Source organism: Micromonospora sp. IBHARD003, from assembly GCF_056106285.1.
In genome coordinates, this window is sequence record NZ_JBWBBX010000001.1 from 3,241,151 (window position 1) to 3,264,876 (window position 23,726).

The 23,726-nt window shown below is 71.2% G+C and carries 18 protein-coding genes; 2 read left to right on the forward strand and 16 right to left on the reverse strand.

The features are described from left to right. Positions 1–18 precede the first annotated feature (18 nt). The 7 genes from ACTWOL_RS14455 to ACTWOL_RS14485 all read right to left on the reverse strand — a co-directional run bounded on the left by ACTWOL_RS14455 (position 19) and on the right by ACTWOL_RS14485 (position 9,111). Positions 19–1,551: a WXG100 family type VII secretion target gene (locus ACTWOL_RS14455; protein WP_474297097.1), complete on the reverse strand. Its 1,533-nt coding sequence runs from the start codon at positions 1,549–1,551 to the stop codon at positions 19–21. A gap of 33 nt (positions 1,552–1,584) precedes the next feature. Further along, complete coding sequence (locus ACTWOL_RS14460) at positions 1,585–2,106, reverse strand: hypothetical protein (RefSeq protein WP_474297098.1); 522 nt, start codon at positions 2,104–2,106, stop codon at positions 1,585–1,587. Positions 2,107–2,202: 96 nt separating this feature from the next. Next, complete coding sequence (locus tag ACTWOL_RS14465) at positions 2,203–4,533, reverse strand: xanthine dehydrogenase family protein molybdopterin-binding subunit (RefSeq protein ID WP_474297099.1); 2,331 nt, start codon at positions 4,531–4,533, stop codon at positions 2,203–2,205. After that, positions 4,530–6,146, reverse strand: coding sequence for a (2Fe-2S)-binding protein (locus ACTWOL_RS14470; protein ID WP_474297100.1), 1,617 nt, complete (start codon positions 6,144–6,146; stop codon positions 4,530–4,532). The genes ACTWOL_RS14465 and ACTWOL_RS14470 overlap by 4 nt, the downstream gene beginning before the upstream one ends. Further along, positions 6,143–7,021: an FAD binding domain-containing protein gene (locus ACTWOL_RS14475; RefSeq protein WP_474297101.1), complete on the reverse strand. Its 879-nt coding sequence runs from the start codon at positions 7,019–7,021 to the stop codon at positions 6,143–6,145. The genes ACTWOL_RS14470 and ACTWOL_RS14475 overlap by 4 nt, the downstream gene beginning before the upstream one ends. Before the next feature lie 1,116 nt (positions 7,022–8,137). Then, a complete protein-coding gene (locus ACTWOL_RS14480) occupies positions 8,138–8,422 on the reverse strand; it encodes a DUF3039 domain-containing protein (protein WP_474297102.1) in 285 nt (94 codons plus the stop codon). Positions 8,423–8,550: 128 nt separating this feature from the next. Further along, the gene (locus tag ACTWOL_RS14485; protein ID WP_474297103.1) at positions 8,551–9,111 is read right to left on the reverse strand and encodes a YqgE/AlgH family protein; all 561 of its coding nucleotides are present in this window, start codon (positions 9,109–9,111) and stop codon (positions 8,551–8,553) included. 288 nt (positions 9,112–9,399) lie between these two features. On the opposite strand from ACTWOL_RS14485, the gene murA reads away from it, so the two are divergent. Then, a complete protein-coding gene (gene murA, locus ACTWOL_RS14490; protein WP_474297104.1) occupies positions 9,400–10,740 on the forward strand; it encodes a UDP-N-acetylglucosamine 1-carboxyvinyltransferase in 1,341 nt (446 codons plus the stop codon). Positions 10,741–11,029: 289 nt separating this feature from the next. Here the strand turns inward: murA and ACTWOL_RS14495 are convergent, their stop codons facing one another. The 8 genes from ACTWOL_RS14495 to ACTWOL_RS14530 form a co-directional block, all read right to left on the reverse strand. Next, entirely contained in the window at positions 11,030–11,311 is a 282-nt protein-coding gene (locus ACTWOL_RS14495) for an HU family DNA-binding protein (RefSeq protein WP_004571953.1), read from the reverse strand. A 362-nt stretch (positions 11,312–11,673) separates the two neighbouring features. Next, positions 11,674–13,107 carry an NAD-dependent malic enzyme gene (locus ACTWOL_RS14500; RefSeq protein ID WP_474297105.1) on the reverse strand — a complete coding sequence of 478 codons (1,434 nt, stop codon included), beginning with the start codon at positions 13,105–13,107 and terminating at the stop codon, positions 11,674–11,676. 413 nt (positions 13,108–13,520) lie between these two features. Next, on the reverse strand, positions 13,521–15,836 hold the full coding sequence (locus tag ACTWOL_RS14505; protein WP_474297106.1) for a HelD family protein: 2,316 nt from the start codon (positions 15,834–15,836) through the stop codon (positions 13,521–13,523). A gap of 76 nt (positions 15,837–15,912) precedes the next feature. Continuing rightward, the gene (locus ACTWOL_RS14510; protein WP_474297107.1) at positions 15,913–16,875 is read right to left on the reverse strand and encodes a zf-HC2 domain-containing protein; all 963 of its coding nucleotides are present in this window, start codon (positions 16,873–16,875) and stop codon (positions 15,913–15,915) included. Next, positions 16,872–17,459: a sigma-70 family RNA polymerase sigma factor gene (locus ACTWOL_RS14515; protein ID WP_474297108.1), complete on the reverse strand. Its 588-nt coding sequence runs from the start codon at positions 17,457–17,459 to the stop codon at positions 16,872–16,874. The genes ACTWOL_RS14510 and ACTWOL_RS14515 overlap by 4 nt, the downstream gene beginning before the upstream one ends. A 280-nt stretch (positions 17,460–17,739) precedes the next feature. Continuing rightward, positions 17,740–18,303 (reverse strand): CGNR zinc finger domain-containing protein, encoded by a 564-nt coding sequence (locus ACTWOL_RS14520; protein ID WP_474297109.1) that lies wholly within the window; start codon positions 18,301–18,303, stop codon positions 17,740–17,742. A gap of 74 nt (positions 18,304–18,377) precedes the next feature. Beyond that, positions 18,378–19,535: a uroporphyrinogen-III synthase gene (locus ACTWOL_RS14525; protein WP_474297110.1), complete on the reverse strand. Its 1,158-nt coding sequence runs from the start codon at positions 19,533–19,535 to the stop codon at positions 18,378–18,380. A 75-nt stretch (positions 19,536–19,610) separates the two neighbouring features. Beyond that, positions 19,611–20,978 (reverse strand): nitrate/nitrite transporter, encoded by a 1,368-nt coding sequence (locus ACTWOL_RS14530; RefSeq protein WP_474297111.1) that lies wholly within the window; start codon positions 20,976–20,978, stop codon positions 19,611–19,613. Positions 20,979–21,431: 453 nt separating this feature from the next. Between ACTWOL_RS14530 and ACTWOL_RS14535 the strand changes: the two genes are divergently transcribed. After that, complete coding sequence (locus ACTWOL_RS14535) at positions 21,432–22,223, forward strand: cytochrome P450 family protein (RefSeq protein ID WP_474297112.1); 792 nt, start codon at positions 21,432–21,434, stop codon at positions 22,221–22,223. A 35-nt stretch (positions 22,224–22,258) separates the two neighbouring features. Here ACTWOL_RS14535 and ACTWOL_RS14540 read toward each other — a convergent pair whose 3' ends face one another. Then, positions 22,259–23,704: a cytochrome P450 gene (locus ACTWOL_RS14540; protein WP_474301161.1), complete on the reverse strand. Its 1,446-nt coding sequence runs from the start codon at positions 23,702–23,704 to the stop codon at positions 22,259–22,261. Positions 23,705–23,726: the final 22 nt, after the last annotated feature.

The following is a 23,726-nucleotide window of genomic DNA, read 5'->3' on the forward strand; positions in this document are numbered from 1 at the left end:
TGACGGTTCAGCTCTGGATCAGTCGATGACCGGCGGAACTACGCGACGCTTTCCTTGCTGCCAGGTCTCTTCATCCTCCACCAGGTAATCGGGGCGTTCGCCGTTGGGCCCTTCAGCGCGCGAGTCCGTGCCTCGCGTACCAGGAGGGATGGCGCCTGCTCGACCTGCATGTCCCACAGGAAGCCCCGCTCCGGGGGGCGAACCGGCCCCTCGTACCAGGCCCGTTCCTCCAGGGGTGAAGGGACGGGCACCGTTGCGCCCGCCCTGCTGCGGCCGACCACCAACCACGCCACCGGTCTCGGACGCCAGACGGCGACCACCCGGGAAACCGCTCTGAGCGTTCCCCGGGGCTCCCCCGCCATGCACCCCCGGCATGCCAGGTACACCAGGCGTGCCGCCCCGGCCCATCGGCGCGCGGGTGGTGCTTTCGCCTCCGATCACCTTGCCTTGAGGGATCCCCACAGGGGGGCGACCGTTACTCGGTGGGACGTTGCGACCACCCAGAATGCCGTCACGCGGCAGCCTCGCATCGACACCGCCAGCTCTGGGCGGCATCGTGACGCGAGCTTGGGGAGCAGCCTTCTGTCCCCCGGGCCCCGCCTGCGGCAGGCGCACATCAACGGTGCCCACAGGGGGAAACGGCCGCGTCGGAAGCGGCGTCACCGGAATGACCGGCCCATCGGGCCTGGCGACCGGCGGGCCTCCCGAAGGCGTCACAGGAGGAGCCGTACGGGGCTCGGGCAGCGTTGTCACACTGTCGATCTCCATGCCGACAGTCCGCTCCGGCGACAAGGGCTGGCGAGGCTCAACAGGGGCAGCCCCCTTGACCGCCGCCGAACTCTCACTTCTGGTAGCGGGTGTCGACGGATCAGCTGCGGACCGGCTCCCGCCACCTGTACCAGCCGATCCGACGTACTCCTCTTCGTATACCGATTCAGCAGTCTTCGGCGGCACGAACTCCCCCGGCGGCGGCGGGAACTCCGGCGGTGGCATGCTCATGATCCGGTCCCCGGAGTGGGTGTACGTCTGCGCCAGCTTCCGCAGCTGGTCCGCTGCCTCGAGGCGCTGACGCTCCATCGCCCCCCGGGCGTCGGTCAGTTGCTTGCTGTACTCACTCGTATCCGTGCCGGGATCGTGGCGTGCAGCCTTCAGAAGGTCCTGGGCTTCCTTCGCCTGGGTCTCGAGTGACCCGTCCTTCTCCGGCATCGACGCCTTGGCCTGGGCGATCGCGGTCGCGACTTGCTCAAGCACCTGCGAAGCGCTCTTGCCGTACTCGCCGAGCTCGAGCGTGGCGATGGCGGCCTTGTGGCCCCAGTCCCTGAACGCCTTGCCGCCCTCTCCCTCCCAAACGACGCGGGTCATATGGGACTTCATGCCCTCGCCGACCTGCGTGATCATGGATGCCGCTTTGGACAGCTTCTTGGCGAGCTGAGCCGCCGAGTCGGCGTTCGTCCCCTCGATCATGGCCAGCAACTCCTCATGGGACTTCGACTCGAAGTCCGTTTCCCGGAGTTGTGGTTCCCGCCTGCTTCCGGCCTTTCCCTCAGCCATGGCGAACCACCAGTTCCGCCCTCCCCGTTTTCATCAGGCCTGTGCCTCTCCGTCAGCCGCTGCCGACGAACCACCGCTGCCATCCGGCGTGTTGGCGCCGGCAGGCTGCGTCGGTCCCGGGCGCTGCTGGGTCTCGGCGGCGAGTCGGAGCATCCGCTGCCTGATGTCCCAGTCAACGTTCTCGTAGCCGACCTGCGATGCCTGGACAGCGATGCTCAGGCCGTCGACCTGCAGGGCGAGCACCTTGGAGAGCTTCTCCAACTCGTCGTGGACGACGGTGTACGCGCCGTAGAGGTACACGCTCTCCCCGAAGTCGGGTTGCCCCAGGTGGCCCTGCTCCAGCCGGTCCGCCGCGACCTTCTTGGGAGCCGCCTCGGATTCCTCGAGGTCCGCGAGGATCTTGTCGACCTCCTTCTTGAAGGTCGACATCGATTCCAAGTCGGCGGCCAGGTCCGCCGCCGCGGCAGCCGTGGCCGCGGCCGCGCCGCCCACGATCGGCATCAACCCGAGCACCCCGGGGTTGATCGCCCTGCCCGTCCCGTCATCCAACGCCATCGTCGCCCCCGTTCAAGACAAGCTACGGAGACTACTGTAGTCACCACCGGTGACACTGCGCACCTCGGCATTGCAGCTGCAACCCGGATCACACGCCTACGAGTTGGGCACCGCCACCGCCGACTGCGGCCTGATCGGGAGGCGGTTGACCGGGCGTCCCGTTGCGGCGCGGACCGCGGAGGCGACGGCGGCGGGGCTGGTGACGACCGGGACGGCGCTGGCCGCCTTGGCGCCGAAGGGGGCCACCACGTCGCGCTCCTCGACGAGTTTGACGATGCGAATGTCCGGAGCGTCAAGGGATGTCGGAAGTGCGTAACCCGTGAGGTCGGGGTGGCGGATCAGGCCGCGGGCGGTGCGGAGGTTCTCGGTGAGGGCGGTGCCGATGCCCTGGGTGACTCCGGCCTCGATACGGGCGGCCAGCTGGGCCGGGTTGAGGATACGGCCGACGTCCTGGGCGACCGCGATCTCGACGACGCGGACCGAGCCGAGCTCGATGTCGACGTCGACGACCGCACGGATCGCGCAGAAGGCGAGGCCGACGAAGGCGTCGCCCTGGCCGTGGCCGTCGAGCGGTTCGGTGGGGTGGGGCCGGCACTGGGCGGTGGCCCAGAGTTCCTTGCCGTCCATGGCCTCGGTGACCGTCGTCGACAGGACGCCGTCGTACGAGGTGATCTTGCCGTCGGTGATCTGGAGCAGTTCGGTGGACATGCCGAACTTGTGGGCCAGCGGCTGCAGCAGCTGCGTGCGGACCATCTTCGCGGCCCGCTCGACCGCGCCGCCCGAGACCCAGGTGTGGCGGCCGTGGGTGGCCGGGCCCGCCGGAGGCTGGTCGGTGTCGACGGGAGCGACGTGGACCTCGTCGATCCCGAGGGTCTCCTGGACGATCTGCCGGGCGAGCGTGGAGAAGCCCTGGCCGGTCTCGACCGCCGCGCAGATCACCGTGGCGACGCCGTCCTGGACCTTGACCGTCGCCGTCGAGACCTCGTCGGTGCCCTCGGCTCCGAGCATGTGGACCATGCCGAGCGCGTAGCCGACGCCGCGGCGTACCGCGCCCGGCTCACCCGCGCCCTCCGGGCCGCCGGGGAGGAGCCAGGCGTCCTCGGGGGTGTCCAGGGGCAGTGCGGGGAGAGGGAAATCACGAACGGCCTGGAGCAGTTCGGCGACCGGGGCGGGGCACGTGACCGTCTGGCCGGTGGGCAGGATGTCGCCGGTCGCGAGTGCGTTGCGGAGACGGAGTTCGAGGGGGTCCAGGCCGAGCTTCGCCGCCAGCTTGTCCATCTGGGCCTCGTACGCGGCGCACACCTGCATGGCGCCCTCGCCGCGCACATGGCCGGAGGGCGGGTTGTTCGTGCGTACGGCCCAGCCTTCGACGAACGCATGCGGGACGACGTAGGGGCCGCAGGCGAAGGCGACCGCGGCGGCCAGCGACTCCGACGAGGCGTCGGCGTAGGCTCCCGCGTCCAGCAGGATCTGGGCCTCCACCTTCACCAGGCGGCCGTCGGCGTCGGCGTGGTGGCGGTAGCGGAGCAGCGTGGGGTGGCGGTGGGCGTGGCCGAGGAAGGACTCCTCCCGGGTGGCCGTCAGCTTCACCGGGCAGCCGGTCTTGAGGGCCAGCAGGCCGAGCGGGATCTGGAAGCCGGGGTCCTCGCGGTCGCCGGTCGCGCCGGGGACGCCCGTGACGACCACCTTGACCTGGTCCGGCGAGAGGCCGAAGCAGGCGGCGGCCAGATCGCGGTCGGTGTGCGGGTCGGTCGACGCGGTGTAGATCTCGACGCCGCCGTCGGGGCGCGGTACGGCGAGGCCCGCCTCGGCTCCGATGGGGGCTGGGTCTTGGCGGCCGATGCGGTAGAGGCCTTCGACGACGGTCGCGCCGGTCGTGCCGGGGTCGCCGAAGCTGAGCGGGATGTGCCGGATCAGATTGCCGTCGGGGTGCAGCGGCTCGGCCGCGAAGGCCTGCTCCGGGTCGGTGACGGGCTCGAGGACCTCGTACTCGACCGTGATCGCGGCCGCCGCGAGACGGGCCGTGTCGGGGTGGTCGGCGGCGACCGCGGCGATCGCCTCGCCGTGGTGGCGGACGGTATCGGATGCGAAGACCGGACGGTCGGCGACGCTGCGGCCGTATGCGGCGTCCCCGGGGACGTCGGCGTGCGTGATGACCGCCCGCACGCCCGGCATCCCGGCCGCGGCCTCGGTGTCGACGGCGGTGATACGGGCGTGGGGGTGCGGGGAGCGCAGGATCGCGGCCCAGAGCAGTCCTTCGGCCCACAGGTCGGAGGCGTACGGGAACGTGCCCTCGGTCTTGGCGCGGGCGTCGGCCTGCGGCAGCGACGCGCCGAGGCCGTGGGCGGGCGGCTCCTGCTGGGGGCCGTCGACCGCCAGGGACGTCGCCGTGGCCGCGGTGGCCGCGGTGGCCGCGTCGTTGCTCACGCCATGCCTCCGTCGTGCGGGTGGGGCTGCACACTACCCGCCCCGGGGGGTGCCTGGTGCGGGATGCGTGCGGCTTCGTCGACGGACTCGGCGGCGGCAGCGCTCGCCTCGCGCTCCGCGACGACTTCGCGCACGGCGTCGAGGACACCGCGGTAACCGGAGCAGCGGCAGAGGTTGCCGCACAGCGCCTGGCGGGTCTCCAGATCGGTGGGGGCGTGATTGCCCTCCAGCAGATCGTGGATGGTCATGGCCATGCCGGGGATGCAGAAGCCGCACTGGACGGCTCCGCAGGCGGCGAGGGCGCGCTGGACGTCCGAGGGTTCGCCGTCGGCGGCCAGGCCCTCGACCGTACGGACCTCGGAGCCCGCCGCCGTCGCCGCGGGGACGAGGCAGGAGGCGACCAGCCGGCCGTCGACCTGGACGTTGCAGGCGCCGCACTCGCCCTGCGAGCAGCCGTCCTTGGCGCCCGCGAGACCGAGCCGCTCGCGCAGGACATACAGCAGGGACTCGCCGACCCATGCGTCCGTGACGGGCCGGTCGGCACCGTTCACGCGCAGGACGTACGAGGTGTGCGGATGCTCGTCGTTGGCCGGAGTGTCGGGCCGCGGGCCGGACAGCGTCTCGGGGGCGGGCAGGTCGGCTCCGGATCCCGCGTCCGGGGCCTCCCGGGCGTCCGTCGCACCGGACGGTCCGTCGTTCCGCCCGCCGTCCTGCGTGTCCTGGGGCCGTCCGTCGGCCGGTGCGGTGTGCGGCCGGTCGGCCGTGGTGCGGGAGGCGGGGGCGCTCGGACCTTCGGTCGCCCCGGGCTGTGCGCCATGCCCCGCGCCGTCCTCGGGGGTGGGCTCAGCCGCCTGTTCGGATCCCGCCGGTACCGTCGCCCAGGGCGCGGGTGCACCGCCAGGCAGCGTGACCGGGTACCCGGCCCGAGCCCCGGCCCGGGGGTCTTCCTGTACGGGATCGCGGGAGGGCCTGGAGGGAGCCTCGGGCTCCGCCGGGGCCGCCGGTGCCGTCGCCCAGGGAGCGGGCGCACCGCCAGGCAGCGTGGCCGGAGGCGTGCCGCCGCCCCACGAGGACGCCGCAGCCGCCGAGAACTCGCCCGATTCCTCCGGAAGATCCCCCTGGGCGACGGGGATGGTCCACTGCCCGGTGAGGTCCGTCGGCCCGCCATGGGACGGCTCGGCCGCTTCCGGGAAGGTCCACTGCCCGGTCGCGTGCGGATCGCGCGGATCACGTGCGCCGTGCGGGCCTCGGGCATCGCGCAGGTCGGCCGGATCGTGGGCCGCGGCGGTCCCGGACTCCGGCGCGGGATCGGGCCAGGCATGGGCCTGACCGCCGGTCGCGCTCCCGGCGTGGTCCGCGGGCATGCTCCACGCCCCCGTCGCGGAGGGGTCCGAGCCCGCCGCGGGCGTGATCCGGGGTGGCACGTAGCCGTGTCCGGGTGCGGCGAGGGGGGCGTCCAGCGAGCCGTCCTGGGGCAGCTGGACGAAAGCCGTCATGTCGGAGTCGTACTCGCCCTGCGGGATGGGCTGCCAGCGCCCCTCGTACCGCTGCTCACGCCCCTGCGCGGGCTGCTGCTGCGACTCCTGCTGCGGGCCGTTCTCTTCGGTGCTCACGACAGCGCCCTCCCCAGTGCTCGTCGGGCCAGCGCGGCGACGGCGCGCCGCAAGTGCCGGATCGCGGGCGGCAACTGCTCGTCCCCCTGCGGATCCGGGATACAGGCCGCGGCCACGTACTCCCCGAAGGCCGTCAGCGCCTCGGGTGCCAGCGCACGCTCGCCGTCCCAGTCGATCAACGACGCGATCCAGGCCTCGGCCTCCAGCGGGCGCAGCGGCATGGGCGCGATCGCGCCGACCGCGCAGCGCACACCGCGCCGGGCCGGGTCGAGGACGACGGCGACGGACGCGGTCGCACGGCCGGGGCCGGTACGGCCGGTGGCCTTGAGGAACACCTGCGGGGCGTGCAGCAGCGGTACGCGCACGAAGCCGATCAGCTCGGCCGGGCCGAGCATCTCCCGGCCGGCCAGCAGATGCGAGACCGGGATCTCCCGGCGGGCGCCGTCCGGGCCGGCGATGACCAGGTCCGCCTCGAGTGCGGCGAGGACGGGCAGGGCGTCGCCGGCGGGCGCCGCGCCGGCGATGTTTCCGCCGAGGGTGCCCGCGTTGCGGATCTGCGGTGGTCCGGCGGCACGCGCGGACGCGGCGAGCGCGGGGATGAGCGCGGCGAAGTCGGGCCTGCCCATCCGGGCGTGGGTGAGGCCGGCACCGAGCAGTGCGTGGCCGTCCTGGTACTGCCAGCCCCGGATCTCGTTGATGCGTCCGAGGCCGACGAGGCCGGCGGGCCGCAGCCTTCCCTGGTTGACGGCGGCCATCAGGTCCGTGCCACCCGCGACCGGCACGGCGGCGGGCATGGCGGTGAGCGCCGCCACGGCCTCGTCGAGCGAGGCCGGCAGCGTCACGGGCTGCGCCGCCTGTGTTGCGTGCGTGGTCAACCCAGCTGCCCCTTCCCGGTGTCCCGGCTGTCCGTCCGTGTTGCCGTACCGTACGTGCTCACAGCCCGGACGTGGCAACTCTGGCACATCTTCCGAGCAATGCGACGCGAGGGTCCGCGAAGGACGTATCCGCACCGGACACCCCAAGAAGTGGGGAATGTCCGGTTTGTTGGGACAGTGGCGTCACATGCGGGTTCCCGCTCTTCAGCGCTCCTTGTACGACTTTTCCTTATCGGCCGTCCACGGTCCCAGGGAGTGGCCCGCGGAGCACTCGCCTTGCACCCGGGCTCACACGTTTGGGGGCGCCCCCTCGATCGGGCGTCCGAGCACCCCGGGGTGCTTCTGCCACGGCGACGGGCCGAACGGTGGCCGGCGGCGGGTCGTCTGCACTCAGCCCGTCGAGGCGCCGGTCGTGGTGCGCGACGCCGAATACCGGGGAGCCGAGTGGAACGGGTTCGAAGCCATGGACGTCCTCCAGGGTGCATACGCGACCGGGCGGCATCGGCTCGTCCTCGCCCGGGGCTTGGCGATGGGCGGACAGGGACCCTCCGGGATCTCGTCCCGGTCGACGAGGCGACGGCCGTGCGGGGCGGGCCAGTTGGAACCACCGGTGACCGGGAAGAGGGCGACCCCCTTGAGGCGGAGGCGGAAGCGGAGGACGTAGCCGCCCACGACGAGCCGCTACGCCTCCGGGACGAGGAGCCGCGGACACCGCCTTCGCGGCCGATGGCACCGACACCGGTGCGCCGAGCAGCAGTTCACACCGCACACGCAAAGGGAGCCGGCGAAGTTGCCGTGCACCGTGCCACCAACCACCGCGCCGGCCGTTCGCGGCCGGTGCCGGGCCGTTCACCCCTCCTCGTCGCCGAACTCCCCGCCCCTGCCATCGAGTCCCACCCTCGCCTACCGCAAACCCGTCGGACGGGGCCGTTCACGGAGCTCACCGGCGCAGCAGCAGCCTCATGGCGTTCGGCACCCGTACGCGGCGGACCGGAGCGGCTTCGGTCGTCTTCCCGCGCAGGCCACCGGCGGACGTACCCGGCATCACACGGACGGCCCCCGGGGCACGCCTGCAGCGTGCCCCGGGGGCCGTCCGGTGCGGAGGGAGGGACCGGCCTACTTGTCCTTGCCGCCCTTGTCCTTGTCACCGCCTGTGCCCATGGACTCGTAGATCTCCTTGCACATCGGGCAGACCGGGTACTTCTTGGGGTCACGCCCCGGCACCCAGACCTTTCCGCACAGTGCCACCACGGGAGTGCCGTCGAGGGCACTCGCCATGATCTTGTCCTTCTGTACGTAATGGGCGAAGCGCTCGTGGTCGCCGTCGCCGTGCGACACCTGTGGTGTCGGCTCCACGAGGGTGCCCGTACCTGCCCCGCGCTCGGGCTCGAGAGTGCTCATAAGTGCCAAGGGTACTGAAGGGCGGGAGGTTCGGGGCGAGAGGTTCCCGGCAGGGCCGCACGATCGTGGGGACGAGGGGCACGGCCGGCCGAAGGGCGAGGAGCCTGGCCGGGCCAGGAGGCGGAGGGTCAGTTGAGCGAAGGGTCGTCCGGATAAGTGGCGACCATGGCCAGCTCGCCGCGCTGGCGCCGCAGCACGGCCCTCCAGAGGCTCTCGGGGCGCGGCGACGACACATCGCCGGGCTCCGACTCGACCACGTACCAGGCACCCTCGGTGAGCTCGTCCTCCAGCTGACCGGGGCCCCAGCCCGCGTAACCGGCGAAGATCCGCAGCGAGCCGAGGGCCGCTGCGAGCAGTTCCGGCGGGGCCTCCAGGTCGACGAGGCCGATCGCCCCGTACACCCGGCGCCAGCCCAGCGGGCCCTCGTCACCGGGGATGACGGCGACGCCGAGGGCCGAGTCGAGCGAGACGGGGCCGCCCTGGAACACCACTCCGGGCTCGCCCGCCAGGCCGGCCCAGGGCTCCAGGATGTCGCCGACACCGACGGGTGTGGGCCTGTTCAGGACCACACCGAGTGAGCCCTCCTCGTCATGGTCGAGCAGGAGCACCACCGCGCGGTCGAAGTTCGGATCCGCGAGGGCCGGAGTGGCGACGAGCAGCCGCCCTGTGAGGGAGGACACCTCGGTCATGCGAGACATGATCTCGCATCTTCGCCCTCCGCGGGGAGCGAGCGGCGGAGTGTGAGCCGACGCAGCTCAGGGCGCACCGCGACAACGCCGGGGCGCGGGGTTCCGGCAAGCGGATGGTAACCCTCCGCGTGTGCGTCCGAACAGAGTGTATTGCACCGAATTCATTACGCATATGGAGTGCACTTGGCCTTACGGAACCGGGGTAGTGGGGCCTTAACCTTTTCCCTGGCCCCTGCCCGACGTCCCTCCCCCCGATCCACTGGAGGGACCCACCGGAACGCGAGATTCATGACCGGCACAGACGATGTACTGCTTGTCCACGGCGGAACCCCGCTGGAGGGCGAGATCCGCGTCCGCGGCGCCAAGAACCTGGTGCCGAAGGCTATGGTCGCCGCGCTGCTCGGCAGCGAGCCGAGCCGGCTGCGCAACGTGCCCGACATCCGCGACGTGCGGGTGGTACGCGGGCTGCTGCAGCTGCACGGTGTGACGGTACGACCCGGTGACGAGCCCGGCGAGCTGATGCTCGACCCGACGCACGTCGAGAGCGCGAACGTCGCCGACATCGACGCCCACGCGGGTTCCTCGCGGATCCCGATCCTCTTCTGCGGACCGCTGCTGCACCGTCTGGGCCACGCCTTCATCCCGGGCCTCGGGGGTTGCGACATCGGCGGCCGCCCGATCGACTTCCACTTCGACGTGCTGCGTCAGTTCGGTGCGAAGATCGAGAAGCGGGACGACGGTCAGTACCTGGAGGCTCCGCAACGGCTGCGCGGCTGCAAGATCCGCCTGCCGTACCCGTCGGTCGGATCGACCGAGCAGGTGCTGCTGACGGCCGTGCTCGCCGAGGGCGTCACGGAACTGTCGAACGCGGCGGTGGAGCCGGAGATCGAGGACCTCATCTGCGTGCTGCAGAAGATGGGCGCGATCATCTCCATGGACACCGACCGCACGATCCGGATCACCGGGGTCGAGCGGCTCGGCGGTTACACCCACCGGGCGCTCCCGGACCGTCTCGAGGCGGCCTCCTGGGCGTCGGCGGCGCTGGCGACCGAGGGCAACATCTATGTGCGCGGCGCGCAGCAGCGCTCGATGATGACCTTCCTGAACACCTACCGCAAGGTCGGCGGTGCCTTCGAGATCGACGACGAGGGCATCCGCTTCTGGCACCCCGGGGGCTCGCTCAACGCGATCGCCCTGGAGACCGACGTGCACCCCGGCTTCCAGACCGACTGGCAGCAGCCGCTGGTGGTGGCGTTGACGCAGGCCGCGGGGCTGTCGATCGTGCACGAGACCGTGTACGAGTCGCGGCTCGGCTTCACGTCCGCGCTCAACCAGATGGGGGCGCACATCCAGCTGTACCGGGAGTGCCTGGGCGGCTCGGACTGCCGCTTCGGCCAGCGCAACTTCCTGCACTCGGCGGTCGTGTCGGGCCCGACGAAACTCCAGGGCTCGGACCTGGTCATCCCGGACCTGCGGGGCGGGTTCTCCTACCTGATCGCCGCGCTGGCGGCGCAGGGCACCTCCCGGGTGCACGGGATCGGCCTGATCAACCGGGGCTACGAGAACTTCATGGAGAAGCTGGTGGAGCTGGGCGCGAAGGTCGAGCTCCCGCACGGCGCCGCGGTCTGACCGCACAGCGCCCGGGGCCCTGACGGCCTCGGATACGGGCATGACGGTGGCCCCCGCCCAGAAAGGCGGGGGCCACCGTCATGCCCGTCGTCGTATGCGCCGGGACGCGGGGCGGGCGACCTCGCGGAGGCCTCATACAGCCTTGTACGGCGTGTGCGACCGTGTACGGGCGTCGCACGGCGCCGGCCGCACGGCGCGGGCCCGGTACGCGAAAGGGCGGTCACCCCGGTTCCGGGATGACCGCCCTCGCACCATGCGGTCGCGCTACGAGCGACGCATCGCGGACGCCTTACTTGCCCTTGGCGGCTTCCTTGAGCTTCGAGCCCGCGGAGACCTTCACGCTGTAACCGGCCGGGATCTGGATCGGGTCGCCGGTCTGCGGGTTGCGCGCGGTGCGAGCGGCACGGTGGGTGCGCTCGAAGGTCAGGAAGCCGGGGATGGTGACCTTCTCGTCGCCCTTGGCGACGACCTCGCCGACGGTCTCGGCGAGGGCGGCCAGCACGGCGTCGGCGTCCTTGCGGGTCACCTCGGCGCGGTCGGCCAACGCGGCCACCAGCTCACTGCGGTTCATGTTCTTACTCCCGTGTTCTTCTTGCCTGTCAGGCGTGAGATCGAAGCCGATGCTGCCAGGGCCCTCGGACATCCCCGGACCCGGGTCTGCCGGCAGACCCTCCGCGTCCGTGGGTTTCCCCCTAGGGCGCAGGCCCTCAGGGGAGCATCCTGCCCCCACCACCGGCGGGAAAGCCAATCCGGCACCCTCCGGAGTCACACGAAAAGCGCCACCGCCTCGTCGTGGTGACGTTCCGTCGACTCCCTGACGACTCCCCGGAGCCGTGGTACGACCGATCCGCACGGTCGGTCGCGGGCTCATGACCCGCCACCCTAGAGGGGCGTTCCTGAGCCCGCGACCTGCGACGCGCCGGAGGCGGCAGGTCAGACCGAGGTGGGTTCCGTCACGACCGCGCCCGCCGCCTTCGCGGCCTCGCGCACCGCTCCCGCCACCGCGCCCGCGACCTTGTCGTTGAAGACGGACGGGATGATGTAGTTCGGGTTGAGCTCGTCCTCGGTGACGACGTTCGCGAGGGCGGTGGCCGCCGCGAGCATCATCTGGGTGTTGACCGTGCGCGACTGTGCGTCGAGGAGACCGCGGAAGACTCCGGGGAAGACCAGCACGTTGTTGATCTGGTTGGGGAAGTCGGATCGGCCGGTCGCCACAACTGCCGCTGTCTGGCGGGCGATTGCGGGTTCGACCTCCGGGTCCGGATTCGCGAGCGCGAATACGACGGCGTCGTCCGCCATGGCGGAGACGTCCTCCGCGCCCAGCACGTTGGGCGCCGATACGCCGATGAAGACGTCGGCGCCGACGACGGCCTGCTTCAGCGTGCCGGTGACACCTTCGGGGTTGGTGTTGTCGGCGATCCAGCGCAGGGCCGTGCCCGGTGCGGCGTCCACGAGGTCCTCGCGTCCGGCGTGCACCACACCGTGGATGTCGGCGACCACGGCGTGCTTGACGCCGGCCGCGATGAGCAGCTTGAGGATCGCCGTACCCGCCGCGCCGGCACCGGACATGACGACCCGTACGTCTCCGACTTCCTTGCCCACCACGCGAAGTGCGTTGGTGAGGGCGGCGAGCACCACGATGGCGGTGCCGTGCTGGTCGTCGTGGAAGACGGGGATGTCGAGGGCCTCGCGCAGCCGCGCTTCGATCTCGAAGCAGCGGGGTGCGGAGATGTCCTCGAGGTTGATTCCGGCGAAGCCGGGTGCGATCGCCTTGACGATCTCGACGATGGCGTCGGTGTCCTGGGTGTCCAGGCAGAGGGGCCAGGCGTCGATACCGGCGAAGCGCTTGAAGAGGGCCGCCTTGCCCTCCATGACGGGCAGTGCGGCCTTCGGGCCGATGTTGCCCAGGCCGAGTACGGCGGAGCCGTCCGTCACGACTGCGACGGAGTTGCGCTTGATGGTGAGGCGACGGGCGTCCTCGGGGTTCTCGGCGATAGCCATGCAGACGCGGGCCACGCCGGGCGTGTAGACCATGGACAGGTCGTCACGGTTGCGGATCGGGTGCTTGGACTGCATCTCGATCTTGCCGCCGAGGTGCATCAGGAACGTACGGTCGGAGACCTTGCCGAGGACGACGCCCTCGATGCCCCTGAGCTTCTCGACGATCTCGTCGGCGTGGGTCGTGGAGGTGGCCGCGATCGTGACGTCGATGCGCAGCTTCTCGTGACCGGATGCGGTGACGTCGAGGCCGGTGACCGAACCACCGGAGGACTCGACCGCCGTGGTGAGCTGGGAGACCGCGGTTCCGCTCGCGGGGACCTCCAGCCGGACCGTCATCGAGTACGAGACGCTGGGCGCCGTTGCCATGGCCGAGTTCCTCTGCTTTCCCTAGCTTCATTGCCGCCCTGTCCGGCGATCGCCGGGCAGGGCCCTCCGATGGTCGCACCTACCTGCGGGTAGCTGGTAATACTGGTCCTTTTGTTTACGGAAATTACTTTCCGCGATCCGAGAACGTGCAGGGAAACGAGAGGCCCGCGCCACCTGGGGTGACGCGGGCCTCCTGATCCACGTGAACAGTGGCACCGACCCGCCATGCTCGCCTCGCGGCAAGTGGTCCCTCTGAGGGACGAAGGTTGGGCCCGGGGGCTTGGATCGAGCCGGTGCCACTGACAGGCTAACAAAGAGTCCCGGAAGGTGATTCCCCCGACGGAGAGTTGACCCCGAACGGCCCCGCCGGGGGATCCGTACGGTCGTACGACCCGCCGCCGCGGTTCCGCAGCTCAGTTCCTGAGCACGGCCGGAACACCTTCCGCGTCCGGCTGGTCGGCCTTCGCCGACACCACCGTCAGCTGCTGGGTGGCGCGGGTCAGCGCCACGTAGAGCACCCTCAGACCGGCGGCGCTCTCACCCCGGGAGCCGCCGTTCTGGGAGCTGCCCGTGACGATCTCCGCCGGGGACACCACGATCGTCGCGTCGTACTCCAGGCCCTTCGCCTCCAGCGAGCCCAGTGCCACCACCCGGTCACCCAGGCCCTTCAGCCAGCGCGCGGCCTCCGCGCGCCGGTTCATGGCGACGACGACGCCAACGGTGCCGTCGACCTGGTCCAGCATCCGCTGCGCCTCCTCCCGTACGGTCCGCTCCAGATCGTCCCGGGCGACGGCGAACCGCGGCCGCACGCCGGTGGAGCGCACCGCGCGGGGCGACCGCATCCCCGGCATGGCCAGGGCGAGCACCCGGGAGGCCAGCTCGGCGATCTCGGCGGGGTTGCGGTAGTTGACGGTCAGCTCGAAGCGGCGCCGCGGCCGGGTGCCGAGCGCCTCGTCACGGGCCGCGGCCGCCTCGTCCGGGTCGGGCCAGGACGACTGCGCGGGATCGCCGACGATCGTCCAGGTGGCATGCCGTCCGCGCCGGCCCACCATGCGCCACTGCATGGGCGTGAGGTCCTGTGCCTCGTCGACGATGACATGGGCGTACTCGGTGCGTTCGGCGGCCAGGCGTTCGGCCCGCTCGCGCTGGGTCTCCTCGCGCTGCGGCATCAGCTCCTCCAGGCCCGTGAGATGGTCCAGCGGGTCGAGCTCGCGCTTCTTCCTCGGGCGCACCGGGGTGCCGAGCAGCGTCTCGAGCTCGTCGAGCAGCGCCACGTCATGGACGGAGAGGCCGTCGCGGGCGAGGCTGCGGGCAAGCCTGCGCACCTCGCCCGGGTTGAGGATCCTGCGCGCCCAGCGGCCGAGCCGCTTCTCGTCCGCCATGGCGTCCAGCACGGTGCGCGGTGTGAGCTCGGGCCACCAGGCTTCCAGGAACGCGATGAAGGAGTCCTCGGACGAGACGTCCTCGTCGAAGGACGCGCGCAGCTCGGCGGCCAGCTCCCGGTCGTTGTGCCGTGCCCCGGCGCCGGAGCGGGCGTACAACGCGTCCAGCAGCAGCCGGCGGGCACGCGGGCGCAGCAGATTCACCGGCGCGGTGCCGCTCAGCACGTTGTGGCGGATGTCGCGGAGCTCCTCGGCCTCGAGCTCCAGACGCCGTCCGAAGGCGACGACCCGCAGCCGGTCCGGGGCTTCCCCGAGTTCCAGCGCGCCGCGCGCGGCCTTGCGCAGGACCTTCGGCATCCGCGAGGAGCCCTTGACCCGGGCGACCGCCGGATCGTCGTAGGTCGCGGCTTCCGCGCCGTCGACCAGGGAGCCGACCGCGCGGATCGCGACCTGGCCCTCCTCGCCCAGGGACGGCAGCACGCCTTCGGTGTACGCGACGAGCAGCGGGGTCGGCGAGACGATGAGGATGCCGCCCGCGTAGCGCCGCCGGTCCTGGTACAGCAGATAGGCAGCGCGGTGCAGCGCGACCGCGGTCTTGCCGGTACCCGGGCCGCCCTCGACATAGGTCACGGAGGCGGCAGGGGCCCGGATCACCAGGTCCTGCTCCGCCTGGATGGAGGCGACGATGTCCCGCATGGTGTGGCTGCGGGCCTGGCCGAGCGCGGCCATCAGTGCCCCGTCGCCGATGACGGGCAGCTCGGCGCCGGCCAGCCGCGCGGTGATCCCCGGGCGCATCAGGTCGTCCTCGACACCAAGGACCCTGCGGCCCTTGGACCGGATGACCCGGCGGCGCACCACCCGGCCGGGATCGATCGGGGTGGAGCGGTAGAACGGCGCCGCGGCCGGCGCGCGCCAGTCGATGACCAGCGGCGTGTAGTCGGCGTCGAGGACCCCGAGGCGGCCGATGTGGAGGGTCTCGGCGATCTCGGCCGTGTTGTCCTCCCGTACGGCGTCCTCGGCCGGCTCGACCGAGGTGTAGGCGCCGTCCTCGCCCCTCTGGCCGGTCTTGCCTCGCAGCAGATCGATGCGGCCGAAGAGGAAGTCCTCGAACTCGCTGTTCAGCCGGTTGAGGTGGATACCGGCACGGAACACCTGGGCGTCACGCTCGGCGAGCGCTCCGGGCGTTCCCACCTGGCCGCGTTTGGCGGCGTCGTGCATCAGGAACTCAGCCTCGTGGATCTTCTCCTCGAGACGTCGGTACACCTGGTCGAGATGATCCTGCTCGACGCCGACCTCCCGGTCGCGAACCGTGTCGGATCTGGTACCAGCAGCTTCCTGCGCGGCCACCGAGGCCCCCTTCTGACGTGCACTGGGCAGCCGTCAACCGTACGCGAAGGGGGCCTCTCGTGTCAGGCTCTGAAGGTCAGGCGTCGACCTCCACCAGGCGTTTTCCATCGAACGTACGGACCTCGAAGTGATCGATGGCGTTGCGCTCCATGGCCGTGACGCCGTGGACGTACAGCGGCTTCTTCGCCTTCTCGTCGGTGCTGTCGGCGATGCCGTAGCCCCGCTGAGGGACGGACCACGAGCCGAGGACCTCTTCCGTGCCGGTGCTGGAGACGGCCACCAGCTGGCACTTGAGCGGGCCCTTGACGTTCTTGAGCTCCATGACCGTGTGGGTGCCGTACGGCTTCTCCTCCAGCCCGATCGTGGCACTGACCTTGGAGACCGCGTCGGTGGCCTGGACCTTCTCCGCCACGTGGCCGAAGGCGTCCTCGGCCGGGCTCGTGGGATGCGGAGCGGCGGTGACGCCCGCCTCGGCGTCGTCGTCGGTGACCACGATCGCGACGGCGGGACCGCCGAGGATCAGGACCGCCGATGCGGCGATCATGAACATGCTCCGCTGACGCTTCCTGGCGCGCTTGACCGCGACCTCGCCGACGAGCTTGTCCAGCATCTGCGGGCTGGGCGCGGTCGGCACCGAGGGAGCGGGATGGCGTGGCGGCTCCATGAGCGTGCTGGTGTACGGCAGGTCGCCGCCCCCGCCCGGCTGCGAGGCGGACTTCAGCCCTGGGGCCTCCGCCAGCATCGCCAGCATCGGCTCCATCCCGGAGAACTCCTCGAGATGGGCGGCGCAGATGTCACAGCCGGCCAGATGCGCCTCGAAGGCGGTGGCTTCCGCATCGTCCAGAATCCCGAGGACATACGCCCCGGCGGTCTCATGGATCGATTCCTGCTCGGACTGCTCGGACTGACCGGACAGCCCTGGCTGTCCGTACTGCCCGGGCGACCCTGGCTGCCCGGGCAGCCCCGGCAGTCCGGACTGCCCGGGCACTCCGGACTGTCCGTATTGCCCAAACTGCCCATACGGATCCTGCGTGTTCATGCCGTGACCCCCCTCTCCTCCAGAGCGAGCTTCATGGAACGCAATGCATAGAAGACACGGGACCGGACGGTCCCACTCGGTATGCCAAGCGTCTCGGCCGCTTCATTGACCGTACGCCCCTTGAAGTACGTCTCGACGAGTACTTCCCTGTGCGCCGGGGTCAAATCATCAAGCGCATCCGAGAGCGTCATCAGCCACAACGCCTTGTCGATCTCGTCCTCCGCAGGCATGACCTCCAGCGGCGACGGGTCGACCTCCTGCGGCCGGGCCTGCCGGCTGCGGTGACCGTCGATGACGATGCGGCGCGCGACCGTCACCAGCCAGGGTCGGACAGAGCCGGTCGCCCTGTTGAGCTGACCGGCGTTTTTCCAGGCACGGATAAGCGTCTCCTGCACCACGTCCTCGGCGCGCTGGCGATCGCCGGCGACGAGGCGCAGTACATAGGCGAGGAGGGGTCCGGCATGCTCCTGATACAGCGCGCGCATCAGCTCCTCGTCTGGGACGGAGGAGCCGGTGCGCGATGTCGCAGCTCGATGCCGGGCCTGCCTAGAACGGTCATCGGCCACGGCGGCATCCTTGCGCACCTGAACCTCCCGGTCGAGACCCTGTGTGATGTCTGGACTGCTTCCCTGTCGCCTTTCACTACGCATCCGCCGCACGTTCTTCTCACCGCGAGCGCGAATTTCTTTCAAGATCTTTTGAGGAGGGCGCCCGGACGGGCCTCTTCGCTGGTCACAGGGCCGCACCGAAGGCGGGCAGAGGTCCCGGGTCACGGAGCGGTCCGGGTGTGAGAATCCGAACCGGAACTTGCCCGTCCCAGGATGCGGACTGGGGCCGGACCAGGCCGAGTTGAGGCGTATGCCGTCAGGAACGCGCGAGGGCCGCCCTGCGCCGGTGGCGCGCCACCCGCTCCCGGTTGCCACACGCCGCGCTCGAGCACCAGCGGCGCCGGCGGCCGCGCGAGGTGTCCACGTACACGCGCCGGCACCCGTCGCCCTCGCAACGGCGCAGCGCGGCGCGGGCCTCGGGGTCAGTGAGCAATTCCACAGCGTCGCGCGCGACGGCGGACAGCAGTGCGGCGCACTCGGGGCGGGCGAGCGGGGCACGGACCAGGGCTCCGTCGGCGGCGCGTACGGCCCTGACGGCGGGCGGCGCGGCGCCGGTGGCGAAGGCGTTGAGCCGGGCGAGGGCGATGTCGTCGGTCAGGCCCTCCATATGAGCGTGCACCAGGCACGCCACGCAGTCGCGGAGTTCACGGAACGGCGGGGCCCAGTGCGCGGTCACCGAGTCCAGCGGGGTGCCCGGGGGCAGCAGCCCGGCGTCCGCCAGCCACCGCCCCAGCGGTTCGGCCCCGTCCGGTGCCGCCGCCATGAGATCCAGGCAGACGCGCCCGGAGTCGAACCGCCCCTCACACCCGTCCATCTCCATGACCATGACAATAGAGTGCCCCCGGTGCGGCGTCGCGGGAAGCCCGCGCGGCGGTGCCGGAGGTCCGCCTCCGGTCAGGGGCCGTCCGTGTACTTCGCGTCCGCGGCCGGGTCCAGCGCCAGCCGGTATCCCCTCTTCACCACGGTCTGGATGAGGTTGGACGCGCCCAGGGCCGTACGAAGCCGGGCCATCGCCGTCTCGACGGCGTGCTCGTCGCGACCCGCACCGGGCAGCGCGCGCAGCAGGTCGGCGCGCGAGACGACCCAGCCGGGGCGGCGGGCGAGGGTGTTGAGCAGCGCCATGCCCGCGGGCGGCACGGGCCGCAGCGCGTCGTCGACCAGGACCGCATGGCCGCGGATCTCGAGGCGCCGGCCGGCGACCGGCAGGGTGCGGGCGCGTGCGGGCAGTTCGAGGCAGAGGAGCTGGACGAGCGGGCCGAGGCGGAAGCGCTCCGGCTGGACCGTGTCCAGGCCACGGGCCTGCAGCGGGAGGGCGGTGACCGGACCGACACAGGCCGGGAGCACATCGTGCCCGAGCGCGTCGAGCAACTCCGGGAGCAGACCGCGCTCCTCGGCGCGGGAGAACAGCGATGCCGCCGCCGGTGCGCTGGTGAAGGTCAGCGCGTCCACCTGACGGGCCACGGTGGCGTCCAGCAGCCGGTCCAGCGGGGCGACGTCGTCGGGCGGCATCCAGCGGTAGACCGGGACGACGACGACCTCCGCTCCCCCGGCCCGCAGCGCCTCCACGAAGCCGGGCAGCGGTTCGCCGTGGAGCTGCAGGGCGATACGCCGGCCCTCGACGCCCTCCGCGAGGAGCCGGTCCAGCACCTCGGCCATCGACTCGGACGCCGGCGACCACCGCTCGGTCAGCCCGGCCGCCCGGATGGCACCCTTCACCTTCGGCCCACGGGCCAGGAGTTCGACACCGCGCAGGCACGCGAGCAGATCCTCACCACAGCCCCAGCCGTCCGCCGCCTCCACCCAGCCGCGGAAGCCGATCGCGGTGGTGGCGACGACGACGTCCGGGGCGTGGGCGATGAGTTCCTTGGTCGCGGCGAGCAGCTCACCGTCGTCGGCGAGCGGCACGATCCGCAGGGCGGGTGCGTGCAGCACCGCCGCACCGCGGCGCTGGAGGAGCGCACCGAGTTCGTCGGCGCGCCGGGCCGCGGTGACCCCCACGGTGAAACCGGCGAGGGGGCCCACCGCAGGGGCGTCGTGCTGTTCGTCGTACATGCCGACCGAGCCTGGCAAGAGAGCATGACAGGCTCGGTTCGGTTGCATTTCCTCGTCGTTACGAGGCACCCCGGATCACACCTCGGCGTAGCTGAGCTGCGGCTTTGCCTCAGGCTCCGCCAGCGGCCCGGGCGCCGGAGCGGGTCGGCGAAGGTATACCGCCCAGGTGACCGTGAGACACACGGCGTAGCAGAGGAGGAAGGCGACGAACGCCCCGGTTCCGGTGCCCGCGGTCAGGAACGACTGCCGGAAGGCGAGGTTGATCGCGAGCCCGCCGAGCGCGCCGACCGCGCCGATCAGACCCATCGCGGCTCCCGAGAGCCTGCGGCCGTACGCCTCCGCCGCCTCGCCCGTCATGCCCCTGGCGAGTGCCTTGGCCTTGAAGATGCCGGGGATCATCTTGTACGTGGAGCCGTTGCCGAGCCCGCTGAGGACGAACAGGGCGGTGAAGCCGACCAGGAAGACCGGCAGGGACTTCACCGTGGAGGCGTAGACGACGACACCCGTGGCGGCGGCCATCGCGGCGAACGTCCACAGCGTGATCCGCGCCCCGCCGAAGCGGTCCGCGAGCGATCCGCCGACCGGCCTGATGAGCGAGCCGAGCAGGGGCCCGATGAAGGTGAGGGACGCGGCCTGCAGCGGGGTGCGGCCGAACTGGGTCTGCAGGACGAGACCGAAGGCGAAGCTGTAGCCGATGAAGGAGCCGAACGTGCCGACGTAGAGGAAGGCCATGATCCAGGTGTGGGCGTCCTTGGCGGCTTCCTTCGCGGCGCCGGTGTCGTTTTTCACGGGCGCGAGATTGTCCATGAACAGCGCGGCACACACGGCGGCGATCACGATCAGCGGGATGTAGATCCCCAGCACGAGCCGTGGATGCGCGGCCCCGGCGGTGCCGATGACCAGCAGCCCGACGAGCTGCACGGCCGGCACGCCGATGTTGCCGCCGCCCGCGTTGAGCCCGAGCGCCCAGCCCTTCTTCCGGAGCGGGAAGAACGCGTTGATGTTGGTCATGGACGAGGCGAAGTTCCCGCCGCCGACACCGGTGAGCGCGGCCACGGCCAGGAACGTGCCGTACGACGTGCCCGGTTCCATCACCGCATAGGCGGCCCCGGTCGGCAGCAACAGCAGCAGCGCGCTGAAGACCGTCCAGTTCCGGCCGCCGAACCGGGCCACGGCGAAGGTGTACGGCACCCGGATCACCGCTCCGACCACGGTCGCGGTCGCGATCAGGGAGAACTTCCCGGCCGGGTCGATGCCGTACTCGGGCCCCATGAACAGGACCATCACGGACCACAGGGTCCAGATGGAGAATCCGATGTGCTCGGAGAGCACGGAGAAGACCAGATTGCGCCGCGCGATCCGCTCGCCCTTCTCCGCCCAGAAGACCTCGTCCTCCGGGTCCCACTCCTCGATCCACCTGCCGCCACTGCTGCCACCGGCCATGGCATGCCTCCCTCGCTGCTCCGTGTCGTGATTCCGAAGGTAGGGAGGACGCGTTTCAGGGCCGTGGCACGAGGTGACCAGTGTGGAACCTTGCTCTCACCGGGGGCGGGGGGCGGGTGTGAGCGGGGGTTGCAGGAGCCCGCTCGGGCGCTGCCGTGGTTCGCCCCGGGCCGCCGGTACGGGCACGGCGGCACCGTTCCCCGACGATGCGGCGGAGGGAGACGGATGGTTCGTCGACCGGTATGCCCCGCCCGGGCGGTGCTCGTGGGCCCCCATCAGCGTGATGAAGCCCCCCGTCATCGCCGCCCCACTGCCCGCTGCAAGCACGGGGAAACGTCGTTTCCCCTTTGGCTGATCCGGTGTGGGTGGGGCGTTGCCGTGCGGTAAGAATCCAGGAGGCCGGTCCGGTCCGGCCGGTGTCCGTGTCCGCCTTCCGCACCGATGGGAGATCATGTGACCGTCCGCCCCGGCTACCTCGACCGCGCACTCGCCCAGCTCGGCCCCCACACCGGCGCCTACGTCCGGCAGATCGCCGACGAAACGGTCGACGAGTTCGCCCCGGCCGGGCGTGAGGACCTGGTCCTTCGGTATGCGCGGCCGGTGCCCATCCGGGTGACCGCGGGCCTGTTCGGGATGGACGAGCGGCATTCCGCGCGGCTCGGGCAGACCGTCTCCGCGTACCTGTTCGGCTCGTCGAATCCGGAGCGGGCGAGCGAGACCCTGACGCGCTTATGCCATCAGGTGGTCCAGGAGAAACACCAAGCGGCGGGGCCCGATCTGGTCTCGTGGATGCTCCATCACGCACCGCCCGCCCACCGGGCCGGCGTCTCCTCGTGGATGCGCAGGCTCCTCCTGGAGATCACCGGCGGCGTGACCGTCCGCATCATCCTGGCGCTCACCAGCCGGCTGCCCTCTCCGTCCCTTCGCCCCGCGCCCGCCACGACCGCGCCCGGAGAGACCTCGGCGGTCACGGACGCGGGGCTGCCGACCTCCGCCCAGGGCCTGATCCGCCTCGTCACCGAGACGGTGGTCGGACAGCTCACGGCACGCCTGCCGGGCCTGCGGCTGCAGATGCCGCTGGCCGAGGTGCTGTGGTCGCCCGTGCGCGGGGTGCGGTGTCCGCAGACCCTGCCGGTCACCTTCCCGCCCGTGCGTATGACCTACGCGGCGGACGGCGAGGTGGCCTGGTTGCCTGAGCCGGTCTTCACCACCGCACCCCCGTGTGCCCCGATGCAGCACAGCTGAGCTCCGTGGGTGCCGAGGTGCGGGACAACCGGGGCTCAGCCCTCCCTGCGCCGGACGATCATCGGCACCCGCGTCGGGTGCGCCATGGACGCCATCGCCTCCTTCGGGGGCCTGCTGCCGGGCACGGAGCGCAGCTGCCAGCGCCGCAGAACGGTGGCGAGCGTGATGGTCGCCTCCAGCCAGGCGAACTTGTCGCCGATGCACTTGCGGTTGCCCGCGCCGAAGGGGACGACGTGGTCACGCGGTCTGGCCGCGACCTGCTCGGGCAGCCAGCGGTCCGGGTCGAAGCGGTCCGGGTCCGGGTAGAGGTCGGGATTGCGGTGCAGGGCGTAGAGGCTCACCAGCACCTCGGTCTCGGCGGGGAGGGTGTAACCGCCGAGGATGACGGGCTCGTTCGTGCGCCGCATGAGGATCACCACGCCGTGCAGACGGATGACCTCGTCGAGGACCCTGGTGATACCGGGCAGTCGGGGCATGTCGGCGAAGGTGACCGGCCGGTCGCCGACGGCCTCGTCGATCTCGGCGAGCAGCTGCTGCTCGACGTCCGGGCGCTGCGCCAGGTGGTACAGGGCCCAGGAGAGGGTCGACGCGGTGGTCTCGCTGCCGGCGAAGAGCATCGTGGTGAGTTCGTCACGCACCTCGTCGTCGGTGAGGCCCGAGCCGCTGTCGTCCCGGACCGAGAGCAGGAGCGAGAGCAGATCGGTGCGGTCCTCGCAGTGCGATGCGCGCGTGCTGGTGATGACGTCGTCGATCACCGACCGCATCCGGGCCGCGGACCGGTCGAAGGCCCGCCAGATCGGCAGCCCGTCGAAGGCCTTCGGGGCGAGGGCACGGCGCAGCATGTCCTTGAGGATGACCGGGAGGTCTTCGCGTACGGACTCGACGGCCGGGCGGCCGATGTCGGCGCTGAAGAGGGTCGCCGCCAGCGTCTCGATGGCGTGCATGCCCATCACCTCGATCGCGTCGATCTCCTGGCCGTCGCTCCAGGAGTCGGCGAGGGCCTCGGCCCGTTCGCTCATGACCTCGGCGTACCCGTTCAGCCGCTCCTTGTAGAACATCGGCTGGATCAGACGGCGGTTGCGCATGTGCTGCGCGCCGTCGGAGTTGGCGAGGCCGTTGCCGACCAGTGGCCTGACACGGTCGAAGAGCCGGCCCTTCCGGAAGGAACGTGCCTGCTTGACCATGATCTCGTTGACCATCGCGGGGCTGGTGGCCACGACCGCCGGCATGGTGCCGATGTCGAGCCGCAGCACCGGCCCTTCGGCGTGCAGCGACCTGAGGACGCCCAGCGGGTCCCGCAGCATTCGCGGTACGTGGCCGAGGCCGGGTATGCGACCCCGGGCACGGGGTACGGCTTCAAGTGACACAGTGCGTCCTCTCGCATGACTCACGCGCCGGTACTCAACTCGGGTACCGGCATGGGGGGAACGGGTTGGGTGCGAACAGAGGCCGGACGGAACGATCAGCAAAACGGACGGCATAGTATTCACGCCCGGCACATTC